Source organism: Streptomyces sp. NPDC097617 (genome assembly GCF_044761485.1).
Taxonomy (GTDB): Bacteria; Actinomycetota; Actinomycetes; order Streptomycetales; family Streptomycetaceae; genus Streptomyces.
Genome location: NZ_JBIWCL010000001.1, coordinates 543,403 through 567,454 on the forward strand (window position 1 = coordinate 543,403; position 24,052 = coordinate 567,454).

At 70.3% G+C, this 24,052-nt stretch carries 22 protein-coding genes; 13 read left to right on the plus strand and 9 right to left on the minus strand.

Annotated features, from left to right (window positions below; genetic code table 11):
* Window positions 1–140 precede the first annotated feature (140 nt).
* Window positions 141–1,847: a glucose-6-phosphate isomerase gene (gene pgi, locus ACIQZO_RS02600; RefSeq protein WP_403619251.1), complete on the plus strand. Its 1,707-nt coding sequence runs from the start codon at window positions 141–143 to the stop codon at window positions 1,845–1,847.
* Between the two features lie 70 nt (window positions 1,848–1,917).
* Here the strand turns inward: pgi and pgl are convergent, their stop codons facing one another.
* The 5 genes from pgl to tkt form a co-directional block, all read right to left on the minus strand.
* Complete coding sequence (gene pgl, locus ACIQZO_RS02605; protein WP_403618853.1) at window positions 1,918–2,700, minus strand: 6-phosphogluconolactonase; 783 nt, start codon at window positions 2,698–2,700, stop codon at window positions 1,918–1,920.
* Window positions 2,701–2,900: 200 nt separating this feature from the next.
* Complete coding sequence (gene opcA, locus ACIQZO_RS02610) at window positions 2,901–3,929, minus strand: glucose-6-phosphate dehydrogenase assembly protein OpcA (protein ID WP_403618856.1); 1,029 nt, start codon at window positions 3,927–3,929, stop codon at window positions 2,901–2,903.
* The gene (zwf, locus tag ACIQZO_RS02615) at window positions 3,926–5,452 is read right to left on the minus strand and encodes a glucose-6-phosphate dehydrogenase (protein WP_030720386.1); all 1,527 of its coding nucleotides are present in this window, start codon (window positions 5,450–5,452) and stop codon (window positions 3,926–3,928) included. Before zwf ends, opcA begins: the two co-directional genes overlap by 4 nt.
* Window positions 5,453–5,457: 5 nt before the next feature.
* The gene (gene tal, locus ACIQZO_RS02620; protein ID WP_403618859.1) at window positions 5,458–6,576 is read right to left on the minus strand and encodes a transaldolase; all 1,119 of its coding nucleotides are present in this window, start codon (window positions 6,574–6,576) and stop codon (window positions 5,458–5,460) included.
* Window positions 6,577–6,611: 35 nt separating this feature from the next.
* The gene (gene tkt, locus ACIQZO_RS02625) at window positions 6,612–8,699 is read right to left on the minus strand and encodes a transketolase (protein ID WP_403618862.1); all 2,088 of its coding nucleotides are present in this window, start codon (window positions 8,697–8,699) and stop codon (window positions 6,612–6,614) included.
* 333 nt (window positions 8,700–9,032) lie between these two features.
* Here tkt and ACIQZO_RS02630 point away from each other — a divergent pair, with 333 nt between their 5' ends.
* From ACIQZO_RS02630 to ACIQZO_RS02640, 3 genes are all read left to right on the plus strand, one after another.
* Complete coding sequence (locus tag ACIQZO_RS02630; protein WP_403618865.1) at window positions 9,033–9,974, plus strand: heme o synthase; 942 nt, start codon at window positions 9,033–9,035, stop codon at window positions 9,972–9,974.
* Window positions 9,975–9,998: 24 nt separating this feature from the next.
* On the plus strand, window positions 9,999–10,367 hold the full coding sequence (locus tag ACIQZO_RS02635; protein ID WP_403618868.1) for a hypothetical protein: 369 nt from the start codon (window positions 9,999–10,001) through the stop codon (window positions 10,365–10,367).
* 138 nt (window positions 10,368–10,505) lie between these two features.
* Window positions 10,506–11,597, plus strand: a complete 1,092-nt coding sequence (locus ACIQZO_RS02640) for an amidohydrolase (RefSeq protein WP_403618871.1) — start codon at window positions 10,506–10,508, stop codon at window positions 11,595–11,597.
* Here ACIQZO_RS02640 and ACIQZO_RS02645 read toward each other — a convergent pair.
* From ACIQZO_RS02645 to ACIQZO_RS02660, 4 genes are all read right to left on the minus strand, one after another.
* On the minus strand, window positions 11,594–12,583 hold the full coding sequence (locus tag ACIQZO_RS02645) for a heme A synthase (RefSeq protein ID WP_403618874.1): 990 nt from the start codon (window positions 12,581–12,583) through the stop codon (window positions 11,594–11,596). The two genes, ACIQZO_RS02640 and ACIQZO_RS02645, sit on opposite strands and share 4 nt — an antisense overlap.
* A gap of 4 nt (window positions 12,584–12,587) precedes the next feature.
* Complete coding sequence (locus tag ACIQZO_RS02650; RefSeq protein WP_403618877.1) at window positions 12,588–13,721, minus strand: hypothetical protein; 1,134 nt, start codon at window positions 13,719–13,721, stop codon at window positions 12,588–12,590.
* A gap of 67 nt (window positions 13,722–13,788) precedes the next feature.
* The gene (locus ACIQZO_RS02655) at window positions 13,789–14,571 is read right to left on the minus strand and encodes an ABC transporter permease (protein WP_403618880.1); all 783 of its coding nucleotides are present in this window, start codon (window positions 14,569–14,571) and stop codon (window positions 13,789–13,791) included.
* On the minus strand, window positions 14,568–15,494 hold the full coding sequence (locus tag ACIQZO_RS02660; RefSeq protein ID WP_403618883.1) for an ABC transporter ATP-binding protein: 927 nt from the start codon (window positions 15,492–15,494) through the stop codon (window positions 14,568–14,570). Before ACIQZO_RS02660 ends, ACIQZO_RS02655 begins: the two co-directional genes overlap by 4 nt.
* Window positions 15,495–15,860: 366 nt before the next feature.
* Here ACIQZO_RS02660 and ACIQZO_RS02665 point away from each other — a divergent pair, with 366 nt between their 5' ends.
* From ACIQZO_RS02665 to ACIQZO_RS02705, 9 genes are all read left to right on the plus strand, one after another.
* Window positions 15,861–16,622, plus strand: a complete 762-nt coding sequence (locus tag ACIQZO_RS02665; protein ID WP_403618886.1) for a helix-turn-helix transcriptional regulator — start codon at window positions 15,861–15,863, stop codon at window positions 16,620–16,622.
* On the plus strand, window positions 16,619–18,034 hold the full coding sequence (gene sufB, locus ACIQZO_RS02670) for a Fe-S cluster assembly protein SufB (protein ID WP_403618889.1): 1,416 nt from the start codon (window positions 16,619–16,621) through the stop codon (window positions 18,032–18,034). The genes ACIQZO_RS02665 and sufB overlap by 4 nt, the downstream gene beginning before the upstream one ends.
* A gap of 81 nt (window positions 18,035–18,115) precedes the next feature.
* On the plus strand, window positions 18,116–19,294 hold the full coding sequence (sufD, locus tag ACIQZO_RS02675) for a Fe-S cluster assembly protein SufD (RefSeq protein WP_403618892.1): 1,179 nt from the start codon (window positions 18,116–18,118) through the stop codon (window positions 19,292–19,294).
* Entirely contained in the window at window positions 19,294–19,611 is a 318-nt protein-coding gene (locus ACIQZO_RS02680) for a bifunctional 3-phenylpropionate/cinnamic acid dioxygenase ferredoxin subunit (protein ID WP_030009135.1), read from the plus strand. Before sufD ends, ACIQZO_RS02680 begins: the two co-directional genes overlap by 1 nt.
* A 7-nt stretch (window positions 19,612–19,618) precedes the next feature.
* Entirely contained in the window at window positions 19,619–20,392 is a 774-nt protein-coding gene (sufC, locus tag ACIQZO_RS02685) for a Fe-S cluster assembly ATPase SufC (RefSeq protein ID WP_403618895.1), read from the plus strand.
* Window positions 20,389–21,645, plus strand: a complete 1,257-nt coding sequence (locus tag ACIQZO_RS02690; RefSeq protein WP_189973804.1) for a cysteine desulfurase — start codon at window positions 20,389–20,391, stop codon at window positions 21,643–21,645. The genes sufC and ACIQZO_RS02690 overlap by 4 nt, the downstream gene beginning before the upstream one ends.
* Window positions 21,646–21,667: 22 nt before the next feature.
* A complete protein-coding gene (gene sufU, locus ACIQZO_RS02695) occupies window positions 21,668–22,129 on the plus strand; it encodes a Fe-S cluster assembly sulfur transfer protein SufU (RefSeq protein ID WP_030009138.1) in 462 nt (153 codons plus the stop codon).
* Entirely contained in the window at window positions 22,126–22,470 is a 345-nt protein-coding gene (locus ACIQZO_RS02700; protein ID WP_030009139.1) for a metal-sulfur cluster assembly factor, read from the plus strand. The genes sufU and ACIQZO_RS02700 overlap by 4 nt, the downstream gene beginning before the upstream one ends.
* 165 nt (window positions 22,471–22,635) lie before the next feature.
* The gene (locus tag ACIQZO_RS02705) at window positions 22,636–24,006 is read left to right on the plus strand and encodes a DUF3616 domain-containing protein (protein ID WP_403618900.1); all 1,371 of its coding nucleotides are present in this window, start codon (window positions 22,636–22,638) and stop codon (window positions 24,004–24,006) included.
* The last annotated feature ends 46 nt before the right edge of the window (window positions 24,007–24,052 follow it).

Sequence of the window (24,052 nt, forward strand, 5' to 3'; positions counted from 1 at the left end):
AGCGTGTGACGTGAGGCCCGGTGCCACAGGAACTTCTCCTGTGGCACCGGGCCTCTTTGTGTGCGTTCTGCCGCTTGTGATCCCTTAAGTTGGAGAACGGCGGGGCACGACAGGACGGAAGAAGTGGGTTGATGTCCGAGATGAATGCAAAGCAGGCCGCCGCGCGGAGCGCGTCGAGCGAGGGTGGCGGTGGGCGACAGGATGGACGTACGAAGCTGACCCGGACGCCCGAGTGGCTGGCGCTCGGCAAGCACCGGGAGGAGTTCGGGCCGACGCATCTGCGGGAGCTGTTCGAGGAGAATCCCGGCCGCGGCTCCGGCTACACCCTGCAGGTCGGCGACCTGCACATCGACTACTCGAAGCACCTCGTCACCGACGAGACGCTCAGGCTGCTCCGCGAGCTGGCCGAGGCCACGGGCGTGGCCGAGCTGCGCGAGGCGATGTTCCGCGGCGAGAAGATCAACACGACCGAGGACCGGGCGGTCCTGCACACCGCCCTGCGCGCACCCGCGGACGCGGTCGTCGAGGTCGACGGCGAGAACGTCGTCCCCGGCGTGCACGCCGTCCTCGACAAGATGGCGGACTTCTCCGACCGGATCAGGTCGGGGGCATGGACCGGCTTCACCGGCAAGCGCATCAAGAACGTCGTCAACATCGGTATCGGCGGCTCCGACTTGGGCCCGGCCATGGCGTACGAGGCCCTGCGGGCCTTCGCCGACCGGGATCTGACGGTGCGCTTCGTCTCCAACGTCGACGGCGCCGACCTGCACGAGGCCGTGCGGGACCTGGACCCGGCCGAGACGCTGTTCATCATCGCCTCCAAGACCTTCACCACCATCGAGACCATCACCAACGCCACCTCGGCGCGCGGCTGGCTGCTCGCGGGGCTGGGCGGGGACCAGTCCGCGGTGGCACGGCACTTCGTGGCCCTGTCGACCAACGCCGAGAAGGTCACCGACTTCGGCATCGATCCGGCCAATATGTTCGAGTTCTGGGACTGGGTCGGCGGGCGCTACTCCTTCGACTCGGCCATCGGCCTCTCGCTGATGATCGCGATCGGCCCGGCCGCCTTCCGGGAGATGCTCGGCGGCTTCCACGCCATGGACGAGCACTTCCGCACGGCGCCCGCCCAAGAGAACGCGCCCCTGCTGATGGGCCTGTTGGGGATCTGGTACATCGCCTTCTTCGACGCCCAGTCGCACGCGGTGCTCCCGTACAGCCACTACCTCTCGCGTTTCACGGCGTACTTGCAGCAGCTCGACATGGAGTCCAACGGCAAGTCCGTGGACCGCGACGGCAATCCGGTGGAGTGGCAGACGGGCCCGGTCGTCTGGGGCACGCCGGGCACCAACGGGCAGCACGCCTACTACCAGCTGATCCACCAGGGCACCCGGGTGATCCCCGCGGACTTCATCGGCTTCGCCCGGCCGGTGGCGGAGCTGGAGGAGGCCACCGCGGCCCAGCACGACCTGCTGATGGCGAACTTCTTCGCGCAGACCCAGGCACTGGCCTTCGGCAAGACGGCGGACGAGGTGCGCGCCGAGGGCGCCCCCGAGTCCCTCGTCCCGCACAAGACCTTCCACGGGAACCACCCGACGACCACCATCCTGGCCGGCGAGCTCTCCCCGGCGGTGCTGGGCCAGCTGATCGCCCTCTACGAGCACAAGGTGTTCGTCCAGGGCGCCGTGTGGAACATCGACTCCTTCGACCAGTGGGGCGTCGAGCTCGGCAAGGTGCTCGCCAGGCGCGTCGAGCCCGCGCTGAGCGAGGGCGCGGACGTGCCGGGGCTGGACGCCTCGACGAAGGCCCTGGTGGCCACGTACCGGAAGCTGCGCGGGCGCAGCTGACCCGGGCGCAGATGCAGGAAGGGCCCGCCTCCCGGTACCGGGAGGCGGGCCCTTCGCGCGTGGGCCGCCGTCAGGAGGAGGCCGGGGGGTACATCCCGGTCGGGAGCTTGGCCGCGGCCGCCCGGTCCAGGAGCCACAGGGTGCGCGAGCGGCCGTACGCCTGCGCGGCCGGGGCCTGGACCCCGCCCGCCCCGCCGAGGGCCAGGGAGACCGCCCCGGCCTTGTCCTCGCCCGCCGCCAGCAGCCAGACCTCACGCGCCGCCCGGATCGCCGGGAGGGTGAGCGAGATCCGGGTGGGCGGGGGCTTCGGCGCGCCGTGGACGCCGACCACCGTGCGCTCGGTCTCGCGGGCCGCCGGGTGCTCAGGAAACAGCGAGGCCACGTGCGTGTCCGGGCCGACGCCCAGCATCAGCACGTCGAAGGTGGGGACCGGACCGTGGTCCTCGGGGCCGGCCGCCTTCGCGAGCTCGGCCGCGTACGAGGCTGCCGCCGCGTCCACGTCCGCCCCGTACGGGCCGTCCGAGGCGGGCATCACGTGCACGCGGGCCGGGTCCACGGGGACCGAGTCCAAAAGGACCTCGCGGGCCTGGGTGTGGTTGCGCTCGGGGTCGTCGGCGGGGACGTACCGCTCGTCACCCCACCACAGGTCCAGCCGGGCCCAGTCGATGGCGTCCCGCGCCGGGGCGGTGGCCAGGGCCGCGAGCAGGCCGTTGCCGTTGCGTCCGCCGGTCAGGACGACGGACGCGGAGCCGCGGGCCGTCTGCGCGTCCACGATCTTCGTGATGAGCCGGGCCGCGGTGGCCTGGGCCATCAGTTCCTTGTCCCGGTGGACGACGACCTGGGGAGTCGTCATACCCATGTGCTGCCGCCTTCTTGGTTGTGCGGGTGGGATGCGGTGCGGGTGCCGCTGCGCGGAGCCGGCCCCGCCCTTTCGCCGTTTCCCGGGCTCTGCCCGGACCCGGTCCTCAAACGCCGGACGGGCTGACGATCCAGCCTCGCCGGCGATTGAGGCGCGGGGTCCGGGGCGGAGCCCCAGCACGGTCCCGCAGAGCCCTACTTGGCCTTGGCCCTCTTGGGCTTCGGAGCCGGCTGAGGGGCCGGCTGAGGGGCCGGCTCCGCCGGAGCGTCGGCCGGGGCCGGCCCCGCCGGGGTCGCCGAGGCTTCCAGCCGCGCCACGCCGAACTTCAGCGAGGCCTCGTACGTGTTGTCCGGGTCCAGCCTGCGCAGCTCCTCCGCCAGGAGCTCGGCCGTGTCGCGGCGCTTGAGCGCCACGGCACGGTCGGGCTGCCCCGGCATGCACAGGGTGGCCAGCGCGCCGTCCGCCCGGTCCAGGACGATGTCGCCGTCCTTGGTGGACAGCCGTACGGCGGTCAGGCCGGGGCCCGACGACAGCGTGCGCTTGACGGGGACCTGGAGCCGGTCCGCCAGCCACATGGCCAGCAGTTCGCAGCTCGGGTTCTCGTCCTCGCCCTCTACGGTCGCCGATTCGACCGACAGGGCCTGCTGGTCCAGTGCCGCGGCCAGCATGGAGCGCCACGGGGTGATCCGGGTCCACGAGAGGTCCGTGTCCCCGGGGGCGTACGCCCCCGCACGGCCGCCGAGCGCCCTGATCGGGTCCTCGCAGGAGTACGTGTCCGTGATCCGGCGCTGTCCCAGCGCCCCCAGCGGATCGCCCGCCAGGTCCGCGGGAGCACCGTCCGGCCACCAGACGACCACGGGGGCGTCCGGCAGGAGCAACGGGAGAACCACTGACTGGGCGTGGTCGACCAGTTCGCCGTGAAGGCGGAGCACAACCGTTTCACCGCTGCCGGAGTCCGCTCCGACGCGGACTTCCGCGTCGAGCCGGGCGTCGCGGCGGCTGCGTGGCGAGCGGCTGGCCCGCTTGATGACGACGACGATCCGCGAGGGGTGTTCGTGGGACGCGTCGTTCGCCGACTTGAGCGCGTCGTACGCGTTCTCCTCGTCGGTCACGATCACCAGCGTGAGGACCATGCCGATGGCCGGCGTGCCGATGTCCCGGCGTGCCTGCACCATCGCTGCATTGATCTTGCTGGAGTTGGTCTCCGTGAGGTCGATCTTCATGGCCGGCGCCAGCTCCGTCCGTCTCGTGCGAGCATCTCGTCCGCCTCGACCGGCCCCCAGGTGCCCGACGGGTACTGCGCGGGCTTGCCGTGCTTGTCCCAGTACTCCTCGATCGGGTCGAGGATGTTCCAGGACAGTTCGACTTCCTGGTGACGCGGGAAGAGGTTCGCGTCGCCGAGGAGCACGTCGAGGATGAGTCGCTCGTACGCCTCGGGGCTCGACTCCGTGAAGGACTCGCCGTAGGCGAAGTCCATCGTGACGTCCCGGACCTCCATGGAGGTGCCCGGAACCTTGGAGCCGAAGCGGACCGTCACGCCCTCGTCCGGCTGGACCCGGATGACCAGGGCGTTCTGCCCCAGCTCCTCGGTCGCGCCGGACTCGAACGGCAGGTACGGGGCCCGCTTGAAGACGACCGCGATCTCGGTCACCCGGCGGCCCAGGCGCTTGCCCGTCCGCAGGTAGAACGGGACGCCCGCCCAGCGGCGGTTGTTGATCTCCAGGCGGATGGCCGCGTAGGTGTCGGTCTTCGACTTGGGGTCGATACCGTCCTCTTCGAGGTACCCGACGACCTTCTCGCCGCCCTGCCAGGCCGCCGAGTACTGGCCGCGCACGGTGTGCTTGCCCAGGTCCTCCGGCAGCTCCACGGCGGTCAGCACCTTGAGCTTCTCGGCCACCAGCGCCTTGGGGTGGAAGGAGCCGGGCTCCTCCATCGCGGTCAGCGCGAGCAGCTGGAGCAGGTGGTTCTGGATGACGTCACGGGCGGCGCCGATACCGTCGTAGTACCCGGCCCGGCCGCCGATGCCGATGTCCTCGGCCATGGTGATCTGCACGTGGTCGACGTACGACCGGTTCCAGATCGGCTCGAACATCGTGTTGGCGAAGCGGAGCGCCAGGATGTTCTGGACGGTCTCCTTGCCGAGGTAGTGGTCGATCCGGAAGACCTCGTCACGGGGGAAGACCTCGTGGACGACCTTGTTGAGTTCCTCGGCGCTCTTCAGGTCGTGTCCGAAGGGCTTCTCGATGACGGCACGCCGCCAGGAGCCCTCCTTCTGCGCCAGCCCGTGGTCCTTGAGCTGCTGGACCACCTTGGGGAAGAACTTGGGCGGGACGGACAGGTAGAAGGCGAAGTTGCCGCCCGTGCCCTGTGCCTTGTCCAGCTCCTCTATGGTCGCCTTCAGCGTCTCGAAGGCGGCGTCGTCGTCGAAGTCGCCCGAGACGAAACGGCAGCCCTGCACGAGCTGCTGCCACACTTCCTCGCGGAAGGGCGTCCGGGAGTGCTCCTTGACCGCGTCGTGGACCACTTGCGCGAAGTCCTCGTCCTGCCACTCGCGACGGGCGAACCCGATCAGCGAGAAGCCCGGCGGGAGCAGGCCGCGGTTGGCCAGGTCGTAGACGGCAGGCATCAGCTTCTTGCGCGACAGGTCACCCGTAACGCCGAAAATGACCAGGCCGGACGGCCCCGCGATGCGCGGGAGCCGCCGGTCCTGTGCGTCACGAAGCGGGTTCGCTCCGTTCACAGACAAGGTGTTCAGGCCTCCGTGGGGGCAAGGCGCAGAAGCTCCGCCTCGGTCGACTTCAGCAGGTCGTTCCAGGACGTCGCGAACTTCTCGACGCCTTCGTCCTCGAGCAGCTGCACCACATCGTCGTACGAGATGCCCAGCTTCGCGACCGCGTCGAGCTCGGCGCGGGCCTGCTCGTAGGTGCCGCGCACGGTGTCGCCCGTGATCTGCCCGTGGTCGGCGGTGGCCTCCAGGGTGGCCTCCGGCATGGTGTTCACCGTGTTCGGGGCGACCAGGTCGTCCACGTACAGGGTGTCCTTGTACGACGGGTCCTTGACACCCGTCGAGGCCCACAGCGGACGCTGCTTGTTGGCTCCGACACGCTCCAGGGCGGTCCAGCGGTCCGAGGAGAAGACCTCCTCGTAGGCCTCGTAGGCCAGACGGGCGTTGGCGAGCGCCGCCTTGCCCTTGAGGGCCTTCGCCTCGTCGGTGCCGACCGCGTCCAGGCGCTTGTCGATCTCCGAGTCCACGCGGGACACGAAGAAGGAGGCGACCGAGTGGATCAGGGACAGGTCCAGGCCGGAGGCCTTGGCCTTCTCCAGACCCGAGAGGTACGCGTCCATGACCTCGCGGTAGCGCTCCAGCGAGAAGATCAGCGTGATGTTGACGCTGATGCCCTTGCCGATGACCTCGGTGATCGCCGGCAGGCCGGCCTTGGTCGCCGGGATCTTGATGAGCGTGTTCGGGCGGTCCACCAGCCAGGCGAGCTGCTTGGCCTCGGCGATGGTCGCCGGGGTGTTGTGGGCCAGGCGCGGGTCGACCTCGATCGACACGCGGCCGTCCTGGCCGTCGGTGCGGTCGTAGACCGGGCGCAGGATGTCGGCGGCGTCGCGGACGTCCGCCGTCGTGATCATGCGCAGGGCCTCCTCCACGGTGACCTTGCGGGTCGCGAGGTCGGTGAGCTGCTGCTCGTAGCCCTCGCCGCCGCTGATGGCCTTCTGGAAGATCGCCGGGTTGGTGGTGACACCGACCACGTGCGACTGGTCGATGAGCTCGGCCAGGTTGCCGGACGTGATGCGCTTGCGGGACAGGTCGTCCAGCCAGATCGCGACGCCTTCGTCGGAGAGGCGCTTGAGTGCGTCTGTCATGGGATTACATCTCCTACTTGGTTCCGGACCGGGCGTCAGCGCGCAGCGGCTTCGAGGGACTGCTTGGCGGCGGCCGAGACGTGCTCGGGGGTGAAGCCGAACTCGCGGAAGAGCACCTTCGCGTCGGCCGAGGCACCGAAGTGCTCCAGCGAGACGATCCGGCCGGCGTCGCCGACGTAGCGGTGCCAGGTCAGGCCGATGCCCGCCTCGACCGCGACGCGCGCCTTCACCGACGGCGGCAGGACGCTGTCCTTGTACTCCTGGTCCTGCTCCTCGAACCACTCGACGGACGGCATCGAGACGACCCGGGTGGGCACGCCCTGCGCCTGGAGCTGCTCGCGGGCCTCGACGGCCACGTGCACCTCGGAACCGGTGGCGATGAGGAGGACCTGCGCCGGACCGCCCTCGGCCTCGAACAGGACGTACCCGCCCTTGGCGGCATCCTCGTTGCGCTCGTACGTCGGCACACCCTGGCGGGTCAGCGCGAGGCCGTGCGGGGCACCCTTGCCGAAGACCTTGGTGTGGCGGCGCAGGATCTCGCGCCAGGCGATGGCGGTCTCGTTGGCGTCGGCCGGGCGGACGACGTTGAGACCCGGGATGGCGCGCAGCGAGGCGAGGTGCTCGACCGGCTGGTGGGTCGGGCCGTCCTCGCCGAGACCGATGGAGTCGTGCGTCCACACGTACGTCACCGGCAGGTGCATCAGCGCGGACAGGCGGACGGCGTTGCGCATGTAGTCGGAGAACACCAGGAAGGTGCCGCCGTAGATGCGGGTGTGGCCGTGCAGGGTGATGCCGTTCATGGCCGCGGCCATGGCGTGCTCACGGATGCCGAAGTGGATGGTGCGGCCGTACGGGTCGGCCTCCGGCAGCGGGTTGCCCACCGGCAGGAACGAGGAGTCCTTGTCGATGGTGGTGTTGTTGGAGCCGGCCAGGTCGGCCGAGCCGCCCCACAGCTCCGGGATGATCGCGCCGAGCGCGCCCAGGACCTTGCCGGAGGCGGCGCGGGTGGCGACACCCTTGCCGGGCTCGAAGACGGGGAGCTTGTCCTCCCAGCCCGCGGGCAGCTCGTTGGCGTTGATGCGGTCGAACTCGGCGGCGCGCTCCGGGTTGGCGGTGCGCCAGGCGGAGAACTCCTTCTCCCACCCGGCCTTGGCCTCGCGGCCGCGGTCGAGGGCCTTGCGGGTGTGGGCGATGACCTCGTCGGCGACCTCGAAGGTCTGCTCCGGGTCGAAGCCGAGCACGCGCTTGGTGGCCGCGACCTCGTCGTCGCCGAGCGCCGAGCCGTGGGCGGCCTCGGTGTTCTGGGCGTGCGGGGCGGGCCAGGCGATGATCGAGCGGGCCGCGATGAAGGACGGCTTGCCGGTCTCGGCCTTGGCGGCCTGGAGGGCCGCGAACAGCGCCTTCGGGTCGAGGTCGCCGTTCTCCTGCTGCGCGACGCGCTGGACGTGCCAGCCGTAGGCCTCGTAGCGCCCCAGGGTGTCCTCGGAGACGGCCGTCTCCGTGTCGCCCTCGATGGAGATGTGGTTGTCGTCCCACAGCAGGACGAGGTTGCCGAGCTTCTGGTGGCCGGCCAGCGCGGACGCCTCGTGGGAGAGGCCCTCCTGGAGGCAGCCGTCACCCGCGACGGCGTAGATCATGTGATCGAACGGGGAGGCGCCCTGGGGGGCCTCCGGGTCGAACAGGCCGCGCTCGTAGCGGGAGGCCATGGCCATGCCCACCGCGTTGGCGATGCCCTGGCCGAGGGGGCCGGTGGTGGTCTCGACGCCCGTCGTGTGGCCGTACTCCGGGTGACCGGGGGTCTTCGAGCCCCAGGTGCGGAAGGCCTTCAGGTCGTCCAGCTCCAGCCCGAACCCACCGAGGTAGAGCTGGGTGTAGAGCGTCAGGGACGAGTGCCCCGCGGAGAGCACGAAGCGGTCGCGGCCCACCCACTCGGGGTCCGCCGGGTCGTGCCGCATCACCTTCTGGAAGAGGGTGTACGCGGCGGGGGCCAGGCTCATCGCCGTACCGGGGTGGCCGTTTCCGACCTTCTGGACCGCGTCAGCGGCCAGGATGCGGGCGGTGTCGACGGCCCGCTGGTCCAGTTCGGTCCACTCGAGCTCTGTGGTGGTCGGCTTGGTGCTCACCGTGGGTCAGGGCTCCTCTCCACATGTATGAATCCCGGTGACGAACGGTGCACCGGCGCGATTGCGAGCCTACCCCCGCAACGGCGTGCAGCTATTCGAGTGCAGGCAGTCCGTCACCGCGCCGCCGGTACCTGTTCACCCGCCCACGGGTGTTCGGCGTGGCCTGTGCCCCGTATATATGCACGGTCCGATCGGCCCAACACGAAGCGACCCCGGCGCAGGGCGACGTAAGCGCAACGTCTACAGTGGCGTGGTACGCGCAAGCCTTAACCGGGCCTTCATGTTCTGGGCGGTCCGGGTCCGAGCTTGCTGGATTCTCTCTCAGGGGTGTGCGTGACGGCCGTCGAATCCCGTCCAGCGGGGGTGCTCGGGACGAGCCCCGGTCAGCGGCCGCTCGGGACCCGCGTCATGGCTTTCGTGGCATTGACCAAGCCGCGGATCATCGAACTTCTGCTGATCACCACAGTGCCGGTGATGTTCCTCGCCGAGCAGGGTGTGCCGTCGCTGTGGCTGGTCCTCGTGACCTGCTTCGGCGGCTACTTGTCCGCGGGCGGCGCCAACGCGCTGAACATGTACATCGACCGCGACATCGACGCGCTGATGGACCGGACCTCGCAGCGCCCGCTGGTGACCGGCATGGTCAGCCCGCGTGAGTGCCTGGCCTTCGGCCTCACCCTCGCGGTCGTCTCGACCCTGTTCTTCGGCCTGCTCGTCAACTGGCTGTCGGCGGCGCTGTCGCTCGGCGCGCTCCTCTTCTACGTCGTGGTCTACACGATGCTGCTGAAGCGGCGCACCGCGCAGAACATCGTCTGGGGCGGCATCGCCGGCTGCATGCCGGTGCTGATCGGCTGGTCGGCCGTCACGAACTCGGTCTCCTGGGCCGCGGTCATCCTCTTCCTCGTCATCTTCTTCTGGACGCCGCCGCACTACTGGCCGCTGTCGATGAAGGTGAAGGACGACTACGCGCGCGCCGGCGTGCCGATGCTCCCCGTCGTGGCGGGCGCCACGGCCGTGTCGCGCCAGATCGTCCTCTACAGCTGGGTGATGGTGGCGGTCTCGCTGCTGCTGACCCCGCTGGGGTACACCGGCTGGTTCTACACCTCGGTCGCGCTGGCGGCCGGCGGCTGGTGGCTGTGGGAGGCGCACGCGCTGCACGCACGCGCCAAGGCCGGTCTCACGGGCGGGAAGCTCAAGGAGATGCGGCTGTTCCACTGGTCGATCACCTATGTGTCGCTGCTGTTCGTGGCGGTGGCCGTGGATCCCTTCCTCCGCTGATTACTCGCCGGTAGCATGCTTTCCATGGGAGACACCGAAGAGACCGCGGGCGCCGCCGCCGCAGCAGGCGCCGCGGAGAAGAAGCAGGACCGCAGGGCCGCGAAGCTGGCCAAGCAGATCGGCGCGTTCGCCAAGGAGCACGGCGGCGCCGAGGGCCAGCTCGCCCACATCGGCCAGGCCGGCACCCGGATCGTGCTCGTGGGCACGGACGGCGGCTGGGGCGATCTGGTGGCCCCCACCTACGCGGTGGCGCAGCTGGCCGCCGAGAAGGCCGGGCTGACCCTTCACGACGAGTTCGACGGGGAGTTCGCCGCGCGCGTGCGCACGGGCCCGTACGAGTGGTCGCGGATGGCCGGTATCCAGATCGGCGGACCCGAGAACCCCGCGGCCTGAGCCCCGGATCGCCTCCGCGGGACCCGGGAGTGCCGCGGGAGTGCCGTTTCGGTCAACAGCCCGAGCAACACCTCACACCCCGCTCACCCGTTAGGACGTGTGGAAGCCCCTTCCTCACGTCCGCAACGGGATGCCCGGATGATCGAAACGCCGCCCCTGGTGGACCAGTCCTGCCACGGAGTACTCCGTACGGAGCTGGGCCTGGGCACCTTCGAGGCCCAGCTGATGCGCTCGGCCGGCCCGCCCGCCGCGGGCACCACCTTCTTCGACACGCAGACCGGCTTCGCGGTGCGCCGCTGGTGCCCGCCGCTGCTGGGGCTGGAACCGCACGCCGCGCCCGCCCGGTATCTGGCGCGGCGGCGCGAGCTGGGCGCGGCCGAGACCGCGCGGCGGCTGCTGAGGGGATCCGGCGTCGCCGCCTACCTGGTCGACACCGGGGTGACCGGGGACCTCACCGGCCCCAAGGAACTGGCGCTCGCCGCGGACGCCGAGGCCTTCGAGGCCGTCCGGCTGGAGTTGCTGGCCGAGCAGGTCGCCGACACCTCCGCAACGGTGGGTGCCTTCCTCGCCAATCTCGCCGAGGCCGTCCACCATGCCGCCGCCGGGGCCACGGCCTTCACCTGCGCCACGGCCTTCGGCGGTGCGGACACCCCGGCCGTCGCGCCCGAGCCGCCGGGTCCCGGGGCGGTACGCGGGGCGGCCGGGCGGTGGCTGGCCGGGCGGGCGCGGGGCGAAGCCGTACGGGACCCCGTGCTCCTGGCCCACCTGCTGTGGAGCGCGGTGGCGTCCGGGCTGCCGCTCCAGCTGCACACGGCCGCGCCCGATTCGGCTCCGCTGACCGGGTTCTTACGGGCCACCGCCGGCCCGGGGGCGCGGCTGGTGCTGCTCGGCGGATACCCGCACCACCGCCGTACGGCGCAGCTGGCGGCCGCCTTCCCGCACGTCTACGCCGATACGGGCGCGGCCCTCGGGCCGAGCGGGGCGCGGGCGGCGGCGGCCCTGGCGGAACTGCTGGAGTTCGCGCCGTTCGGGAAGGTGCTGTTCTCCAGCGGCGGTCGGCACCTGCCCGAACTGCACGCGGTGGGCGCCCTGGTGTTCCGTGAGGCGCTGGGCCGGGTGCTGGGCGGATGGGTCGCCGAGGGCTCCTGGTCCTGGCGGGACGCGGAACGGGTGGCGGCCATGGTCGCGGCGGGCAACGCCCGCCGCGTCTACCGCCTGGAGGGGGACTAGACGGCGGAGAGCTGCGGGTCGCCCTGCGAGGGGATCTCCGCCTGCTCGGCCGGCCGCTCGCGCAGGCTCAGCGCGACCCGGAGTACGGCGATCCACACCAGGCAGGAGCCCAGCATGTGGGCGGCGACCAGGGCCTCGGGGACCTGGGTGGCGTACTGCACGTAGCCGATGGCGCCCTGGGCGAGCAGGACGACCAGCAGGTCGCGGGCGCGCGCCCGGGTGTCGGCGGGAGCGTCCACGACACGCAGGACCAGCCACATCGCGACGCCGAGCGCGCACACCACCCAGGCGGCGACGGCGTGCACGTGGGCGGTGGTGTCCCAGTCGAAGGGCATGCGCCTGATCTCGCTGCTGTCACCGGCGTGCGGACCGGAGCCGGTCACGACGGTGCCGGCCGCGATCAGGACGAGGGTGGTCGCGAGCAGCGCCCACGACAGCTTGCGCACGGGCCCGGGTGCGCGCGGCCTGGGGGCGCCGTCGCCCTCGCGGGTGCGCTGCCAGGTGAGCGTCGTCACGGTGATCAGCGCGGTGGCGAGCAGGAAGTGCCCGGCCACGCTGTAGGGGTTGAGCCCGGTCAGCACGGTGATGCCGCCCAGTACGGCGTTCGCCATCACGGTGAAGAACTGCACCCAGCCGAGCTTCGTCAGGGAGCGCCGCCAGGGCTTGGCCGAGCGGGCGGCGATGATCGCCCAGCCGACGGCCGCGCTGAGCACGTAGGTCAGCATGCGGTTGCCGAATTCGATGGCGCCGTGGAAGCCCTGCTCCTGCGTCACGAGCAGGCTGTCGTCGGTGCACTTGGGCCAGGTGTCGCAGCCGAGACCGGATCCGGTCAGCCGTACCGCGCCGCCGGTGACGACGATGACCACGCTCATGACGAGCGCGGCGAGTGCGGCCCGCTGGACGGTCCGGGGTGACGGGGTCCAGCGGCTGGCGATGTGGGCGAGGGGGTTCAACACGCCCCATATCGTAGGCGACCCCTTGTGCAAAGTTTCACGAGGGGGTGCCCGTGGCGGCGTCGGGACCGATGACCAGGCGGTACTTCGCGGCCGCGGGGTCGCCCTCCTCGTGCCACCACAGCAGGATGCGCCAAGGGACGCCGTCGCCCGGGTACTCCGCCGAATCGGCGAAGCCGGGTAGTAATTCGCCCACTATGTCCTTGGCTGTTCGATTCCTTACTTCTGTGGCGCTGTGCCAGGGATGTTCCATTACGTTCCACAGGCCGTCAGGTCCGCGCACCTCGATGCGCCACACCGCGATCCACGGGGTGACCTCCAGCATCGTGCGCACCTGCTCGGCGTCGAGACCCAGGCCGGCCGCGATCGCGGTCTCCCGCGTCCCCTGGATGCGGGCGGCCACCACGGCCCGGGGCAGCAGCCGTTCGGGCAGCAGCCCCTGCGCGCGCAGGCCCACCAGGGAGTCGAAGGGCAGGAAGCGCAGGCGCAGTTCCAGCTGGCGGCCGATGTGGTCGAGGGCCTCCTCGGCTTCCCCGGCCTCCTCGGCGGCAGGGTTCGCGAGCAGCAGCTGCCGGAAGTCGGACTCGGCGGCCACGGCCCAGGCCACGGCCTCCTCGGCGAATCCCAGCTCGGCGAGGCGGTCCCCGAGGAACACCTTGGCCTGCGCCAGGCCCCGCCGGTTGACCGGATCCCCCTGGTCCAGTGCCGCCCAGACCTCCACGGCGGTCCGCGTCAGGTCGCGGGCGCGTTCACCGGCAGCCCGCTCCATCGCGCTCGGCCCCTCCCCGGCGGCCGGCCTCAGCGGATGCTTCGGCAGCCGGGCCCCGTCGCTCAGCGGCCAGGCCAGCCAGACCCCGTGGTTGATCAGCCCGCGGGCGTACCAGCGGGCGAACTCGGGGGAGTGTCCGGCCGCGCGCTCGGAGCTGCGCAGCCCTTCCTCGATCGTGGCGAGGGCGCCCGCGCGGTCGCCGGCGGCGAACCGCAGGGCGGCGCGGTCGGCCAGGCGCAGCCCGAGCAGGGCCGTGCACCGCGGGTCGTCGCCGAGCGGGCGCAGGGCGCCGATCAGCTCGTCGAGGAGCCGATCGCGCTCCGCGGGCTCCGTGTGCCCGTCCCCCGACCGCACGCGTGCCCATTGATCGTCCAGCCGTAGAACGGCCTCCCACTGCACCATGTCCGCCCCCCGGCTTCATGTGTGAGGGGGCCATCCTCGCGGCATCGCCGCCGCGAGGGGAGGGATTTCATTCCCAGCGGAAGAGCCGCGCGGCGGCGCCCAGACCGAGTACGGCCCAGCCCGCGAGTACGGCCGCGTCGGCCCAGGGGAGCGCGGCCCCGTGCTGGAGCACCTCGCGCAGCCCGTCGGACAGGGCCGCGATGGGCAGCAGCCCCAGTACGGACTGCGCGGCGTCCGGGAACTTCTCCAGCGGCACGATCACCCCGCCGCCGACCAGCAGCAGCAGGAAGACCAGGTTGGCGGCGGCCAGGGTCATCTCGGCCTTGAGGGTGCCCGCCATCAGCAGCCCGAGGCCGGAGAAGGCGGCGGTGCCCAGCAGGATCAGCGCGGCGACCGACAGCGGGTCGCCCTGGGGGGACCAGCCCAGGGCGAGGGCGATCACGGTCAGCAGCGCGATCTGCAGCACCTCGGTGACCAGCACCGACAAGGTCTTGGCGGCCATCAGGGCCCAGCGCGGCAGGGGGGAGGCCCCGAGCCGCTTGAGGACCCCGTAGCGGCGGTCGAAGCCGGTGGCGATGGCCTGGCCGGTGAAGGCCGTGGACATCACGGCGAGCGCCAGGATCCCGGGGGCGAGGAAGTCCACGGACTTCCCGCCGCCCCCCTCCTGAACCGGCACGGTGATGATGTCCACGGCCGAGAAGAGGGTCAGCAGCAGCGCCGGGATGATCACGGTCAGCAGCAGCTGCTCCCCGTTGCGCAGCAGCATCCGGGTCTCCAGCGCCGTCTGCGCGAGGATCATGCGGGACACGGGCGCGGCCCCCGGGCTGGGGGTGAACGTACCGGCGCTCATGCGCGCAGCTCCTTACCGGTGAGTTCGAGGAAGACGTCCTCGAGGGTGTGCCGCTCGACCGTGAGGCTGCTCGGCATCACGCCGTGCTGCGCGCACCAGGAGGCGACGGTGGCCAGCAGCTGGGGGTGGACGTCGCCGGTGACCCGGTAGACGCCCGGGGTGAGCTCGGCGGCCTCGGTGCCGTCGGGCAGCGCCTTCAGGAGCGAGGCGAGGTCGAGGGAGGGGCGGCCGGTGAAGCGCAGGGTGTTCTCGGCGCCGCCCCGGCACAGCTGCTCGGGGCTGCCGTGGACGATGACCCGGCCCGCGTCCACGATGGCGACCTCGTCGGCGAGCTGCTCGGCCTCGTCCATGTGGTGGGTGGTGAGGACGACGGTGACCCCGTCGCCGCGCAGTTCCCGTACGAGGTCCCAGGTCGCGCGGCGGGCCTGGGGGTCCAGGCCCGCTGTGGGCTCGTCCAGGAAGACCAGCTCGGGGCGGCCCACGACGGCCATGGCCAGGGCGAGGCGCTGCTGCTGGCCGCCGGAGAGCCGGCGGTAGGGGGTGCGGCCGCAGCTGCCGAGGCCCAGGCGTTCCACCAGGGGGTCGACCTCGAGCGGGTCGGCGTACAGCTTGGCCATGTGGCGCAGCATCTCGACGGCGCGGGCTCCGGAGTAGACGCCTCCGGACTGCAGCATCACGCCGATCCGCGGGCGCAGGGCCTCGGCGCGGGCGACCGGGTCGAGGCCGAGGACGCGGACGGTGCCGGCGTCGGGGCGGTGGTAGCCCTCGCAGGTCTCCACCGTGGTCGTCTTGCCCGCGCCGTTGGGACCGAGGACCGCGGTGACGGAGCCGCTCCGGACGGTGAGGTCCAGTCCGTCCACCGCGGTCTTGGTGCCGTACCGCTTCACCAGTCCGCGGATCTCCACGGCGGGGTCGTTGCTCATGAGGGGTGAGTCTACGGAGCCCAGGGAGGGGGCGCGGGTTGCGGGGTCGGGGGCCCTTGATGCCCGTGGGATTCGAACGCGGTATCGCGAATACGGTTCTTTTCAGTCTCCTGGCCCTGATCGCACCGGCGTCTTTCAGTGATCTTTTGCGGAATCCGATGGCGATCGCGCCGGGGCGGTCCGAAAGGGCAGGTGCCCTGGTGGGAGCCGGGTGCGGCCAAGCGGGAGCGCTCGGGGAGCTTGCGGAACACTGCCCTCCGAATAACTCTCCGTCGATAAATTAGGTAACCCTTAGTGATGGAGGCCACCAGGGGTGGCGTCCGTCACGGCTTGTCCCCGCTCGGTTATTTACGCAACAATGGCGTTGTGAAATACGGCGAACGGCAGATCGACACCCCCCAGGGGGAGCTCGGCACCGGGGAGCGGTCAACCCGCAACCGGGTGGCGCGCTCGATCCTGGACCACGGTCCGTCCACCGTCGCCGACCTCGCCCAGCGCCTCGGCCTCACCCAGGCCGCCGTCCGCCGCCACCTCGACACGCTCGTCACCGACGACGTGGTCGAACCCCGTGAGCAGCGTGTGTACGGTGCGCGCACCCGGGGTCGGCCCGCCAAGGTCTTCGCGCTCACCGACTGCGGTCGCGACGCCTTCGAACAGTCCTACGACACGCTCGCCGCGGACGCCCTGCGCTGGATCGCGCAGTCGGTCGGCGGCGGCGAGCAGGGCGAAGTGGCCGTCGCCGCCTTCGCCAGGGCGCGGATGGAAGCGCAGGCGCAGGCCTACCGGGAAGCCGTCGAGGCCGTCGCCCCGCAGGAGCGCGCGGAGGCCCTTGCCAGGGCGTTGACCGTGGACGGGTACGCTGCTACGGCGAAGAGCGCTCCCGGTCCGCACAGCGGTGAACAGCTCTGCCAGCACCACTGCCCGGTCGCGCACGTCGCCGAGCAGTTCCCGCAGCTGTGCGAGGCGGAGACCGAGGTCTTCTCCCGCCTGCTCGGGACCCATGTGCAGCGCCTCGCCACGATCGCCCACGGCGATGGGGTGTGCACGACGTTCATTCCGCGTAGCGCGAGCACCACACAGACCGACACATCAGTATCTGCACGTACGGCCGGGAGGAACCCCGCATGACCACGGAGATCGCTCACCCTGAGCTCGATGGCCTGGGCACCTACGAATACGGCTGGGCCGACTCCGACGCGGCCGGTGCCGCTGCCAAGCGGGGTCTGTCCGAAGATGTCGTCCGCGACATCTCGGCGAAGAAGTCCGAGCCGGAGTGGATGCTCAACCTCCGCCTCAAGGGCCTGAAGCTGTTCGGCAAGAAGCCCATGCCCAACTGGGGCTCCGACCTCTCGGGCATCGACTTCAACAACATCAAGTACTTCGTGCGTTCCACCGAGAAGCAGGCCGCTTCGTGGGAGGACCTGCCCGAGGACATCAAGAACACGTACGACAAGCTCGGCATCCCGGAGGCGGAGAAGCAGCGCCTCGTCGCCGGTGTCGCGGCCCAGTACGAGTCCGAGGTCGTCTACCACCAGATCCGCGAGGACCTGGAGGAGCAGGGCGTCATCTTCCTCGACACGGACACCGCGCTCAAGGAGCACCCGGAGCTCTTCCAGGAGTACTTCGGCACGGTCATCCCGGTCGGCGACAACAAGTTCGCGTCGCTGAACACCGCAGTGTGGTCCGGCGGCTCCTTCATCTACGTCCCCAAGGGCGTGAAGGTCGACATCCCGCTCCAGGCCTACTTCCGTATCAACACGGAGAACATGGGCCAGTTCGAGCGGACGCTGATCATCGTCGACGAGGACGCCTACGTCCACTACGTCGAGGGCTGCACCGCCCCGATCTACTCCTCGGACTCGCTGCACAGCGCCGTGGTCGAGATCATCGTCAAGAAGGGCGGCCGCTGCCGCTACACGACGATCCAGAACTGGTCGAACAACGTCTACAACCTGGTCACCAAGCGCGCCGTGGCGTATGAGGGCGCGACCATGGAGTGGATCGACGGCAACATCGGTTCCAAGGTCACCATGAAGTACCCGGCCGTCTACCTGATGGGCGAGCACGCCAAGGGCGAGACCCTGTCCATCGCCTTCGCGGGCGAGGGCCAGCACCAGGACGCCGGCTCCAAGATGGTCCACATGGCGCCGTACACCTCCTCGAACATCGTCTCCAAGTCGGTGGCGCGAGGCGGCGGCCGGACCTCCTACCGAGGCCTGGTCGAGATCGGCGAGGGCGCCCACGGCTCCAAGTCCAACGTGCTGTGCGACGCGCTCCTGGTCGACACCATCTCCCGCTCGGACACGTACCCCTACGTGGACGTGCGCGAGGACGACGTCTCCATGGGCCACGAGGCCACGGTCTCCAAGGTCTCCGACGACCAGCTCTTCTACCTGATGAGCCGCGGTCTGACGGAGTTCGAGGCGATGGCCATGATCGTGCGCGGCTTCGTCGAGCCCATCGCGCGTGAGCTGCCCATGGAGTACGCCCTCGAGCTGAACCGGCTGATCGAGCTGCAGATGGAGGGATCGGTCGGCTGACCCCCGACCGCGCGGCATCCCCCGCCGCACATCCTTTGACGTAGGCAGTGTTCTTTAAAGAGAGTGAGCAAGACGACAGCCATGGCTGAGGCTCAGAACATTCCGGCGGGTTCGACCACCGCCGGCGCGATCGCGGTGGCCGCCGAGTCCACCGTTGCCACCCGGATGAGTGCGCCCCCGTCCTTCGACGTGGCGGACTTCCCGGTTCCGAACGGCCGCGAGGAGGAGTGGCGGTTCACCCCGCTCGCCCGCCTCAAGGGCCTGCACGACGGCACCGCGGTCGCCGACGGCACCATCAAGGCCCAGATCGACGCGCCCGAGGGCGTCACGGTGGAGTCGGTGGAGCGCGGCGACGCGCGCATCGGCAAGGCCGGCACCCCGGTGGACCGGATCGCCGCCCAGGCGTTCTCGTCCTTCGCCAAGGCCACGGTCGTCACCGTGCCCAAGGAGACGGTCCTGACCGAGCCGGTGCGCCTCGCGCTGCACGGCGAGGGCGGCACCACCTTCGGCCACACGGTCTTCGACGTGCAGGCCTTCGCCGAGGCCGTCATCGTCATCGACCACACCGGTGACGGCGTGCGCGCCGCCAACGTCGACTTCCTGGTCGGCGACGGCGCCAAGCTCACCGTCGTGTCGGTGCAGGACTGGGACGACACCGCCGTCCACGTCTCCCAGCACAACACGCTGGTCGGCCGCGACGCGACCTTCAAGTCGATCGTGATCACCTTCGGCGGCGACCTCGTCCGCCTCCACCCGCGCGTGAGCTACGCCGGCCCGGGCGGCGAGGCCGAGCTCTTCGGCCTGTACTTCACCGACGCCGGCCAGCACCAGGAGCACCGCCTCCTGGTCGACCACAGCGCGCCGCACTGCAAGTCGAACGTGGTCTACAAGGGCGCGCTCCAGGGCCAGGACGCCCACGCCGTCTGGATCGGTGACGTGCTCATCGAGAAGACCGCCGAGGGCACCGACACCTACGAGATGAACCGCAACCTCGTCCTCACGGACGGCGCGCGGGTCGACTCGGTGCCGAACCTGGAGATCGAGACCGGCGAGATCGTCGGCGCCGGCCACGCCTCCGCGACCGGTCGCTTCGACGACGAGCAGCTCTTCTACCTGCAGGCCCGTGGCATCCCGGCCGACGAGGCCCGCCGCCTGGTCGTCCGCGGCTTCTTCGCCGAGCTCGTCCAGCAGATCGGTGTCGACGACATCGAGGAGCGCCTGCTCGCCAAGATCGAGACCGAGCTCCAGGGTTCCGTCTGATGAATTACGTCAAGGCCTGTGCGCTCAGCGAGCTGGAGGAGAACACCCCCAAGCGGGTGGAACTCGACGGCACGCCGGTGTCCATCGTCTCCACCGAGGGGGAGGTGTTCGCGATCAACGACATCTGCTCGCACGCGAACGTCTCGCTCTCGGAGGGCGAGGTCGAAGACTGCATGATCGAGTGCTGGCTGCACGGGTCGGCCTTCGACCTGCGCACCGGCAAGCCTTCGGGTCTGCCGGCGACGCGCCCCGTACCCGTATACCCCGTAAAGATCGAAGGGGACGACGTGCTCGTCTCCCTCACCCAGGAGTCCTGAGGTATCCATGGCAACGCTTGAAATCCACGACCTGCACGTCTCTGTCGAGACTGGTGACTCGGCGACCGGCGCCCGCGAGATCCTCAAGGGCGTCGACCTCACCGTCAAGCAGGGTGAGACCCACGCCATCATGGGTCCGAACGGCTCCGGCAAGTCCACCCTGGCGTACTCGCTCGCCGGTCACCCGAAGTACACCATCACCGGTGGCACCGTGACCCTCGACGGCGAGGACGTCCTGGAGATGTCCGTCGACGAGCGCGCCCGCGCCGGCGTCTTCCTCGCGATGCAGTACCCGGTCGAGGTCCCCGGTGTCTCGGTCTCCAACTTCCTGCGTACGTCGGCCACCGCCATCCGCGGCGAGGCGCCGAAGCTGCGTACCTGGGTGAAGGAGGTCAAGTCCGCGATGGAGCAGCTCCACATGGACCCGGCCTTCGCCGAGCGCAACGTCAACGAGGGCTTCTCCGGCGGTGAGAAGAAGCGCCACGAGATCCTGCAGCTGGAGCTCCTGAAGCCGAAGATCGCGATCCTCGACGAGACCGACTCCGGCCTCGACGTCGACGCGCTGCGCATCGTCTCCGAGGGCGTCAACCGGGTCCGCGAGACCGGCGAGGTCGGCACCCTGCTGATCACGCACTACACGCGCATCCTGCGCTACATCAAGCCCGACTTCGTGCACGTGTTCGCGAACGGCCGTATCGCCGAGTCCGGTGGCGCCGAGCTCGCCGACCAGCTGGAGGCCGAGGGCTACGACAAGTACGTGAAGGGTGGCGCGACCGCGTGACACAGCTGCCTGGCCTCCTCGACATCGAGGCGATCCGCAAGGACTTCCCCCTGCTGGATCGTGTGGTCCACGACGGGAAGAAGATCGTTTACCTGGACAACGCGGCGACCTCCCAGAAGCCGCGCCAGGTGCTCGACGCGCTGAACGAGTACTACGAGCAGCACAACGCCAACGTCCACCGTGGCGTGCACGTGCTCGCGGAGGAGGCCACGGCGCTGTACGAGGGCGCTCGCGACAAGGTCGCCGCCTTCATCAACGCGCCGAGCCGCGACGAGGTGATCTTCACCAAGAACGCCTCGGAGTCGCTCAACCTGGTCGCGAACATGCTCGGCTGGGCGGACGAGCCCTACCGGGTCGACCGCGAGACCGAGATCGCCATCACGGAGATGGAGCACCACTCCAACATCGTGCCGTGGCAGCTGCTCTCGCAGCGCACCGGCGCGAAGCTGAAGTGGTTCGGCCTCACCGACGACGGCCGGCTCGACCTGTCCAACATCGAAGAGGTCATCACGGAGAAGACGAAGATCGTCTCCTTCACGCTGGTCTCCAACATCATGGGCACGGTCAACCCGGTCGAGGCGATCGTCCGGCGCGCCCAGGACGTCGGCGCCCTCGTGCTGATCGACGCCTCCCAGGCCGCCCCGCACATGCCGCTGGACGTGCAGGCGCTCGGCGCCGACTTCGTGGCCTTCACCGGCCACAAGATGTGCGGCCCGACCGGCATCGGCGTGCTCTGGGGCCGCCAGGAGCTCCTGGAGGACCTGCCCCCGTTCCTCGGCGGCGGCGAGATGATCGAGACCGTGTCGATGCACGCCTCGACCTACGCCCCGGCGCCCCACAAGTTCGAGGCGGGTACGCCCCCGATCGCCCAGGCCGTCGGCCTCGGCGCGGCCGTGGACTACCTGAGCGCGATCGGCATGGACAAGATCGCCGCGCACGAGCACGCGATCACGGAGTACGCGATCAAGCGCCTCGCAGAGGTGCCCGACCTGCGGATCATCGGCCCCACCACGGCCGAGGACCGCGGCGCCGCGATCTCCTTCGTCCTCGGCGACATCCACCCGCACGACGTCGGCCAGGTGCTGGACGAGCAGGGCATCGCGGTCCGCGTGGGACACCACTGCGCGCGCCCCGTCTGCCTGCGCTACGGAATTCCTGCGACGACGCGAGCGTCTTTCTACCTGTACTCCTCTCCGGCCGAGGTCGACGCGCTGATCGACGGGCTGGAGCACGTACGGAACTTCTTCGGCTGACGGACGAGGCGACGAGGACGCAGTGAAGCTGGATTCGATGTACCAGGAATTGATCCTGGACCACTACAAGCACCCGCACGGGCGTGGCCTGCGCGACGGCGACGCCGAGGTGCACCACGTCAACCCGACGTGCGGTGACGAGATCACGCTGCGCGTGAAGTACGACGGCGAGACGCTGACCGACGTCTCCTACGAGGGCCAGGGCTGCTCCATCAGCCAGGCCAGCGCGTCCGTACTGAACGAGCTGCTCGTGGGCAAGGAACTGGCCGAGGCGCAGAAGATCCAGGCAGTCTTCCTGGAGATGATGCAGTCCAAGGGCAAGATCGAGCCCGACGAGGCCATGGAGGAGGTGCTGGAGGACGCGGTCGCGTTCGTCGGCGTCTCCAAGTACCCGGCTCGTGTGAAATGTGCTCTGCTGAGCTGGATGGCGTGGAAGGACGCGACCGCCCAGGCTCTGGGCGGCGCGGAGAGGAAGACGGCATGACCGAGAACGCGACGCCCGAGGCGTCGATCAAGCCGGCCACCGAGGAGGAGGTCCGCGAGGCCCTCTACGACGTGGTCGACCCCGAGCTGGGCATCGACGTCGTCAACCTGGGCCTGATCTACGGCATCCACATCGACGACGCGAACATCGCCACCCTCGACATGACGCTGACGTCGGCGGCCTGCCCGCTGACGGACGTCATCGAGGACCAGGCGAAGTCGGCGACGGACGGCATCGTGAGCGAGCTCCGGATCAACTGGGTCTGGATGCCGCCGTGGGGCCCGGACAAGATCACGGACGACGGCCGCGAGCAGCTCCGCGCACTCGGCTTCAACGTCTGACCACAGCATGACGAAGGGCCCCCGGCACATCGTGCCGGGGGCCCTTCGCGTTTTCCGGAACGCTGTTCTCCGGGTGGACGGGTGGTGTGCACCCGCAGTTGTCCACCGTGGCCGAATCTTCTCGACGGCCGCCACGACGTGGCGCCGTGGACGAGAGGACCCACCGTGACCGTTCGTTTCGCCGCCGGGACCGCCGGCGCCGCCGCCCTGCTGGTTGCCGCGCTGACCGCGCCCGCGCAGGCCGTGACGTACGGGACGCCGACGATCGCCCTGTCCGCGTCCTACCTCTCCGGGGCCGTCGGGGCGGTCGGGGACCCGGTCGTGAACGTCACCGTCGGCCAGAGCGGGGCCGACGCGTCCGCGCTCACCGTCAGCGCGTCCGCGTCGAGCAAGGCCTCGGTCGCCGGGACCGGGGACGTGAGCGTCACCGGCGCCGGGGCGGTGCGGCAGCTGGCCGTCGCCGCGCGCGGCCGCGGGTACACCAACCTCACCGTCAAGGTGAGCGGACTGGGCGGCAAGACCGCCACCAGGACGCTGTACTACGCGGCCTCGGCGGCCGTGCAGAATCCGGCCGACGCGCGGTACCTCACCGGGTCCGCCGACGCCTCGGCCGCTGTGGACGTCGGCGGGGGCTACGCCGTGGTCGCCGACGACGAGTCCAATGTGCTGCGCCTGTATGACCGCTCCCGCTCGGGCGCCCCGGTGAAGACCTGGGACTTCAGCTCGCAGCTCGGTGTCAGCAAGGAGGTGGACATCGAGGGGGCGACCCGGATCGGCAACACCATCTACTGGACGGGCTCGCTCGGCAACAACAAGGACGGCGAGTACAAGACGCCCCGGAACACGGTCTTCACCACCACGGTGAGCGGCTCCGGCTCGACCGCGCAGCTGGCGTACGGGCGCTCGTACAAGAAGCTCCGCGAGGACTTGGTGGCCTGGGACAAGGCGAACGGGAACAAGTACGGCTTCGCGGTGGGCACCGCGGCCGGGGAGGCGCCGAAGCAGATCGACGGGTTCAACGTGGAGGGCCTGGAGTTCGCGCCGGGCTCGACCACCACCGCCTACCTGGGCTTCCGGGCCCCGCTGGCGCCGGTCGTGCCGGGCGGCAAGGCCCTGATCGTGCCGGTCACCAACTTCGACCAGGTCCTCGCGAGCGGGGCCAAGGCCACCTTCGGGGCGGGCATCGAGCTGGACCTCGGCGGGCTCTCCGTCCGCGACCTCCGCAAGAACGCCGCCGGGCAGTACCTGATCCTGGCCGGCTCCTGGGCCGCGGACGACAACTCCGACCCGTACGCCCTCTACCAGTGGGACGGCGTTCCCGGCCACGCGCCGGTCAAGCGCGCGGACCTGCCGACCACCGACCCCGGCGGCTGGGAGGCCATCGTGGAGGTGCCGGACCTGTCGGTCGCGGGCGCCCGGGTGCAGCTGATCACCGACAGCGGCTCCGCGGACCTGTACGGGGACGGCGGCGAGGCCAAGGACCTGACGCACGCGGAGTGGAAGAAGGCCCGGGCGGCCTGGTTCACGCTGGGCTGATACCCGATCGTTGCGTACGGGCGTACGCAACGATGTGTACAGTTGT

Bases quoted from the DNA above. Each gene is read 5' to 3' on its own strand.
- pgi (WP_403619251.1), top strand. From the start codon at position 141: ATGAATGCAAAGCAGGCCGCCGCGCGGAGCGCGTCGAGCGAGGGTGGC.
- pgl (WP_403618853.1), bottom strand. From the start codon at position 2,700: ATGACGACTCCCCAGGTCGTCGTCCACCGGGACAAGGAACTGATGGCC.
- opcA (WP_403618856.1), bottom strand. From the start codon at position 3,929: ATGAAGATCGACCTCACGGAGACCAACTCCAGCAAGATCAATGCAGCG.
- tal (WP_403618859.1), bottom strand. From the start codon at position 6,576: ATGACAGACGCACTCAAGCGCCTCTCCGACGAAGGCGTCGCGATCTGG.
- ACIQZO_RS02635 (WP_403618868.1), top strand. From the start codon at position 9,999: ATGGGAGACACCGAAGAGACCGCGGGCGCCGCCGCCGCAGCAGGCGCC.
- ACIQZO_RS02640 (WP_403618871.1), top strand. From the start codon at position 10,506: ATGATCGAAACGCCGCCCCTGGTGGACCAGTCCTGCCACGGAGTACTC.
- ACIQZO_RS02650 (WP_403618877.1), bottom strand. From the start codon at position 13,721: ATGGTGCAGTGGGAGGCCGTTCTACGGCTGGACGATCAATGGGCACGC.
- ACIQZO_RS02655 (WP_403618880.1), bottom strand. From the start codon at position 14,571: ATGAGCGCCGGTACGTTCACCCCCAGCCCGGGGGCCGCGCCCGTGTCC.
- ACIQZO_RS02660 (WP_403618883.1), bottom strand. From the start codon at position 15,494: ATGAGCAACGACCCCGCCGTGGAGATCCGCGGACTGGTGAAGCGGTAC.
- sufB (WP_403618889.1), top strand. From the start codon at position 16,619: ATGACCACGGAGATCGCTCACCCTGAGCTCGATGGCCTGGGCACCTAC.
- sufD (WP_403618892.1), top strand. From the start codon at position 18,116: ATGGCTGAGGCTCAGAACATTCCGGCGGGTTCGACCACCGCCGGCGCG.
- ACIQZO_RS02680 (WP_030009135.1), top strand. From the start codon at position 19,294: ATGAATTACGTCAAGGCCTGTGCGCTCAGCGAGCTGGAGGAGAACACC.
- sufC (WP_403618895.1), top strand. From the start codon at position 19,619: ATGGCAACGCTTGAAATCCACGACCTGCACGTCTCTGTCGAGACTGGT.
- ACIQZO_RS02700 (WP_030009139.1), top strand. From the start codon at position 22,126: ATGACCGAGAACGCGACGCCCGAGGCGTCGATCAAGCCGGCCACCGAG.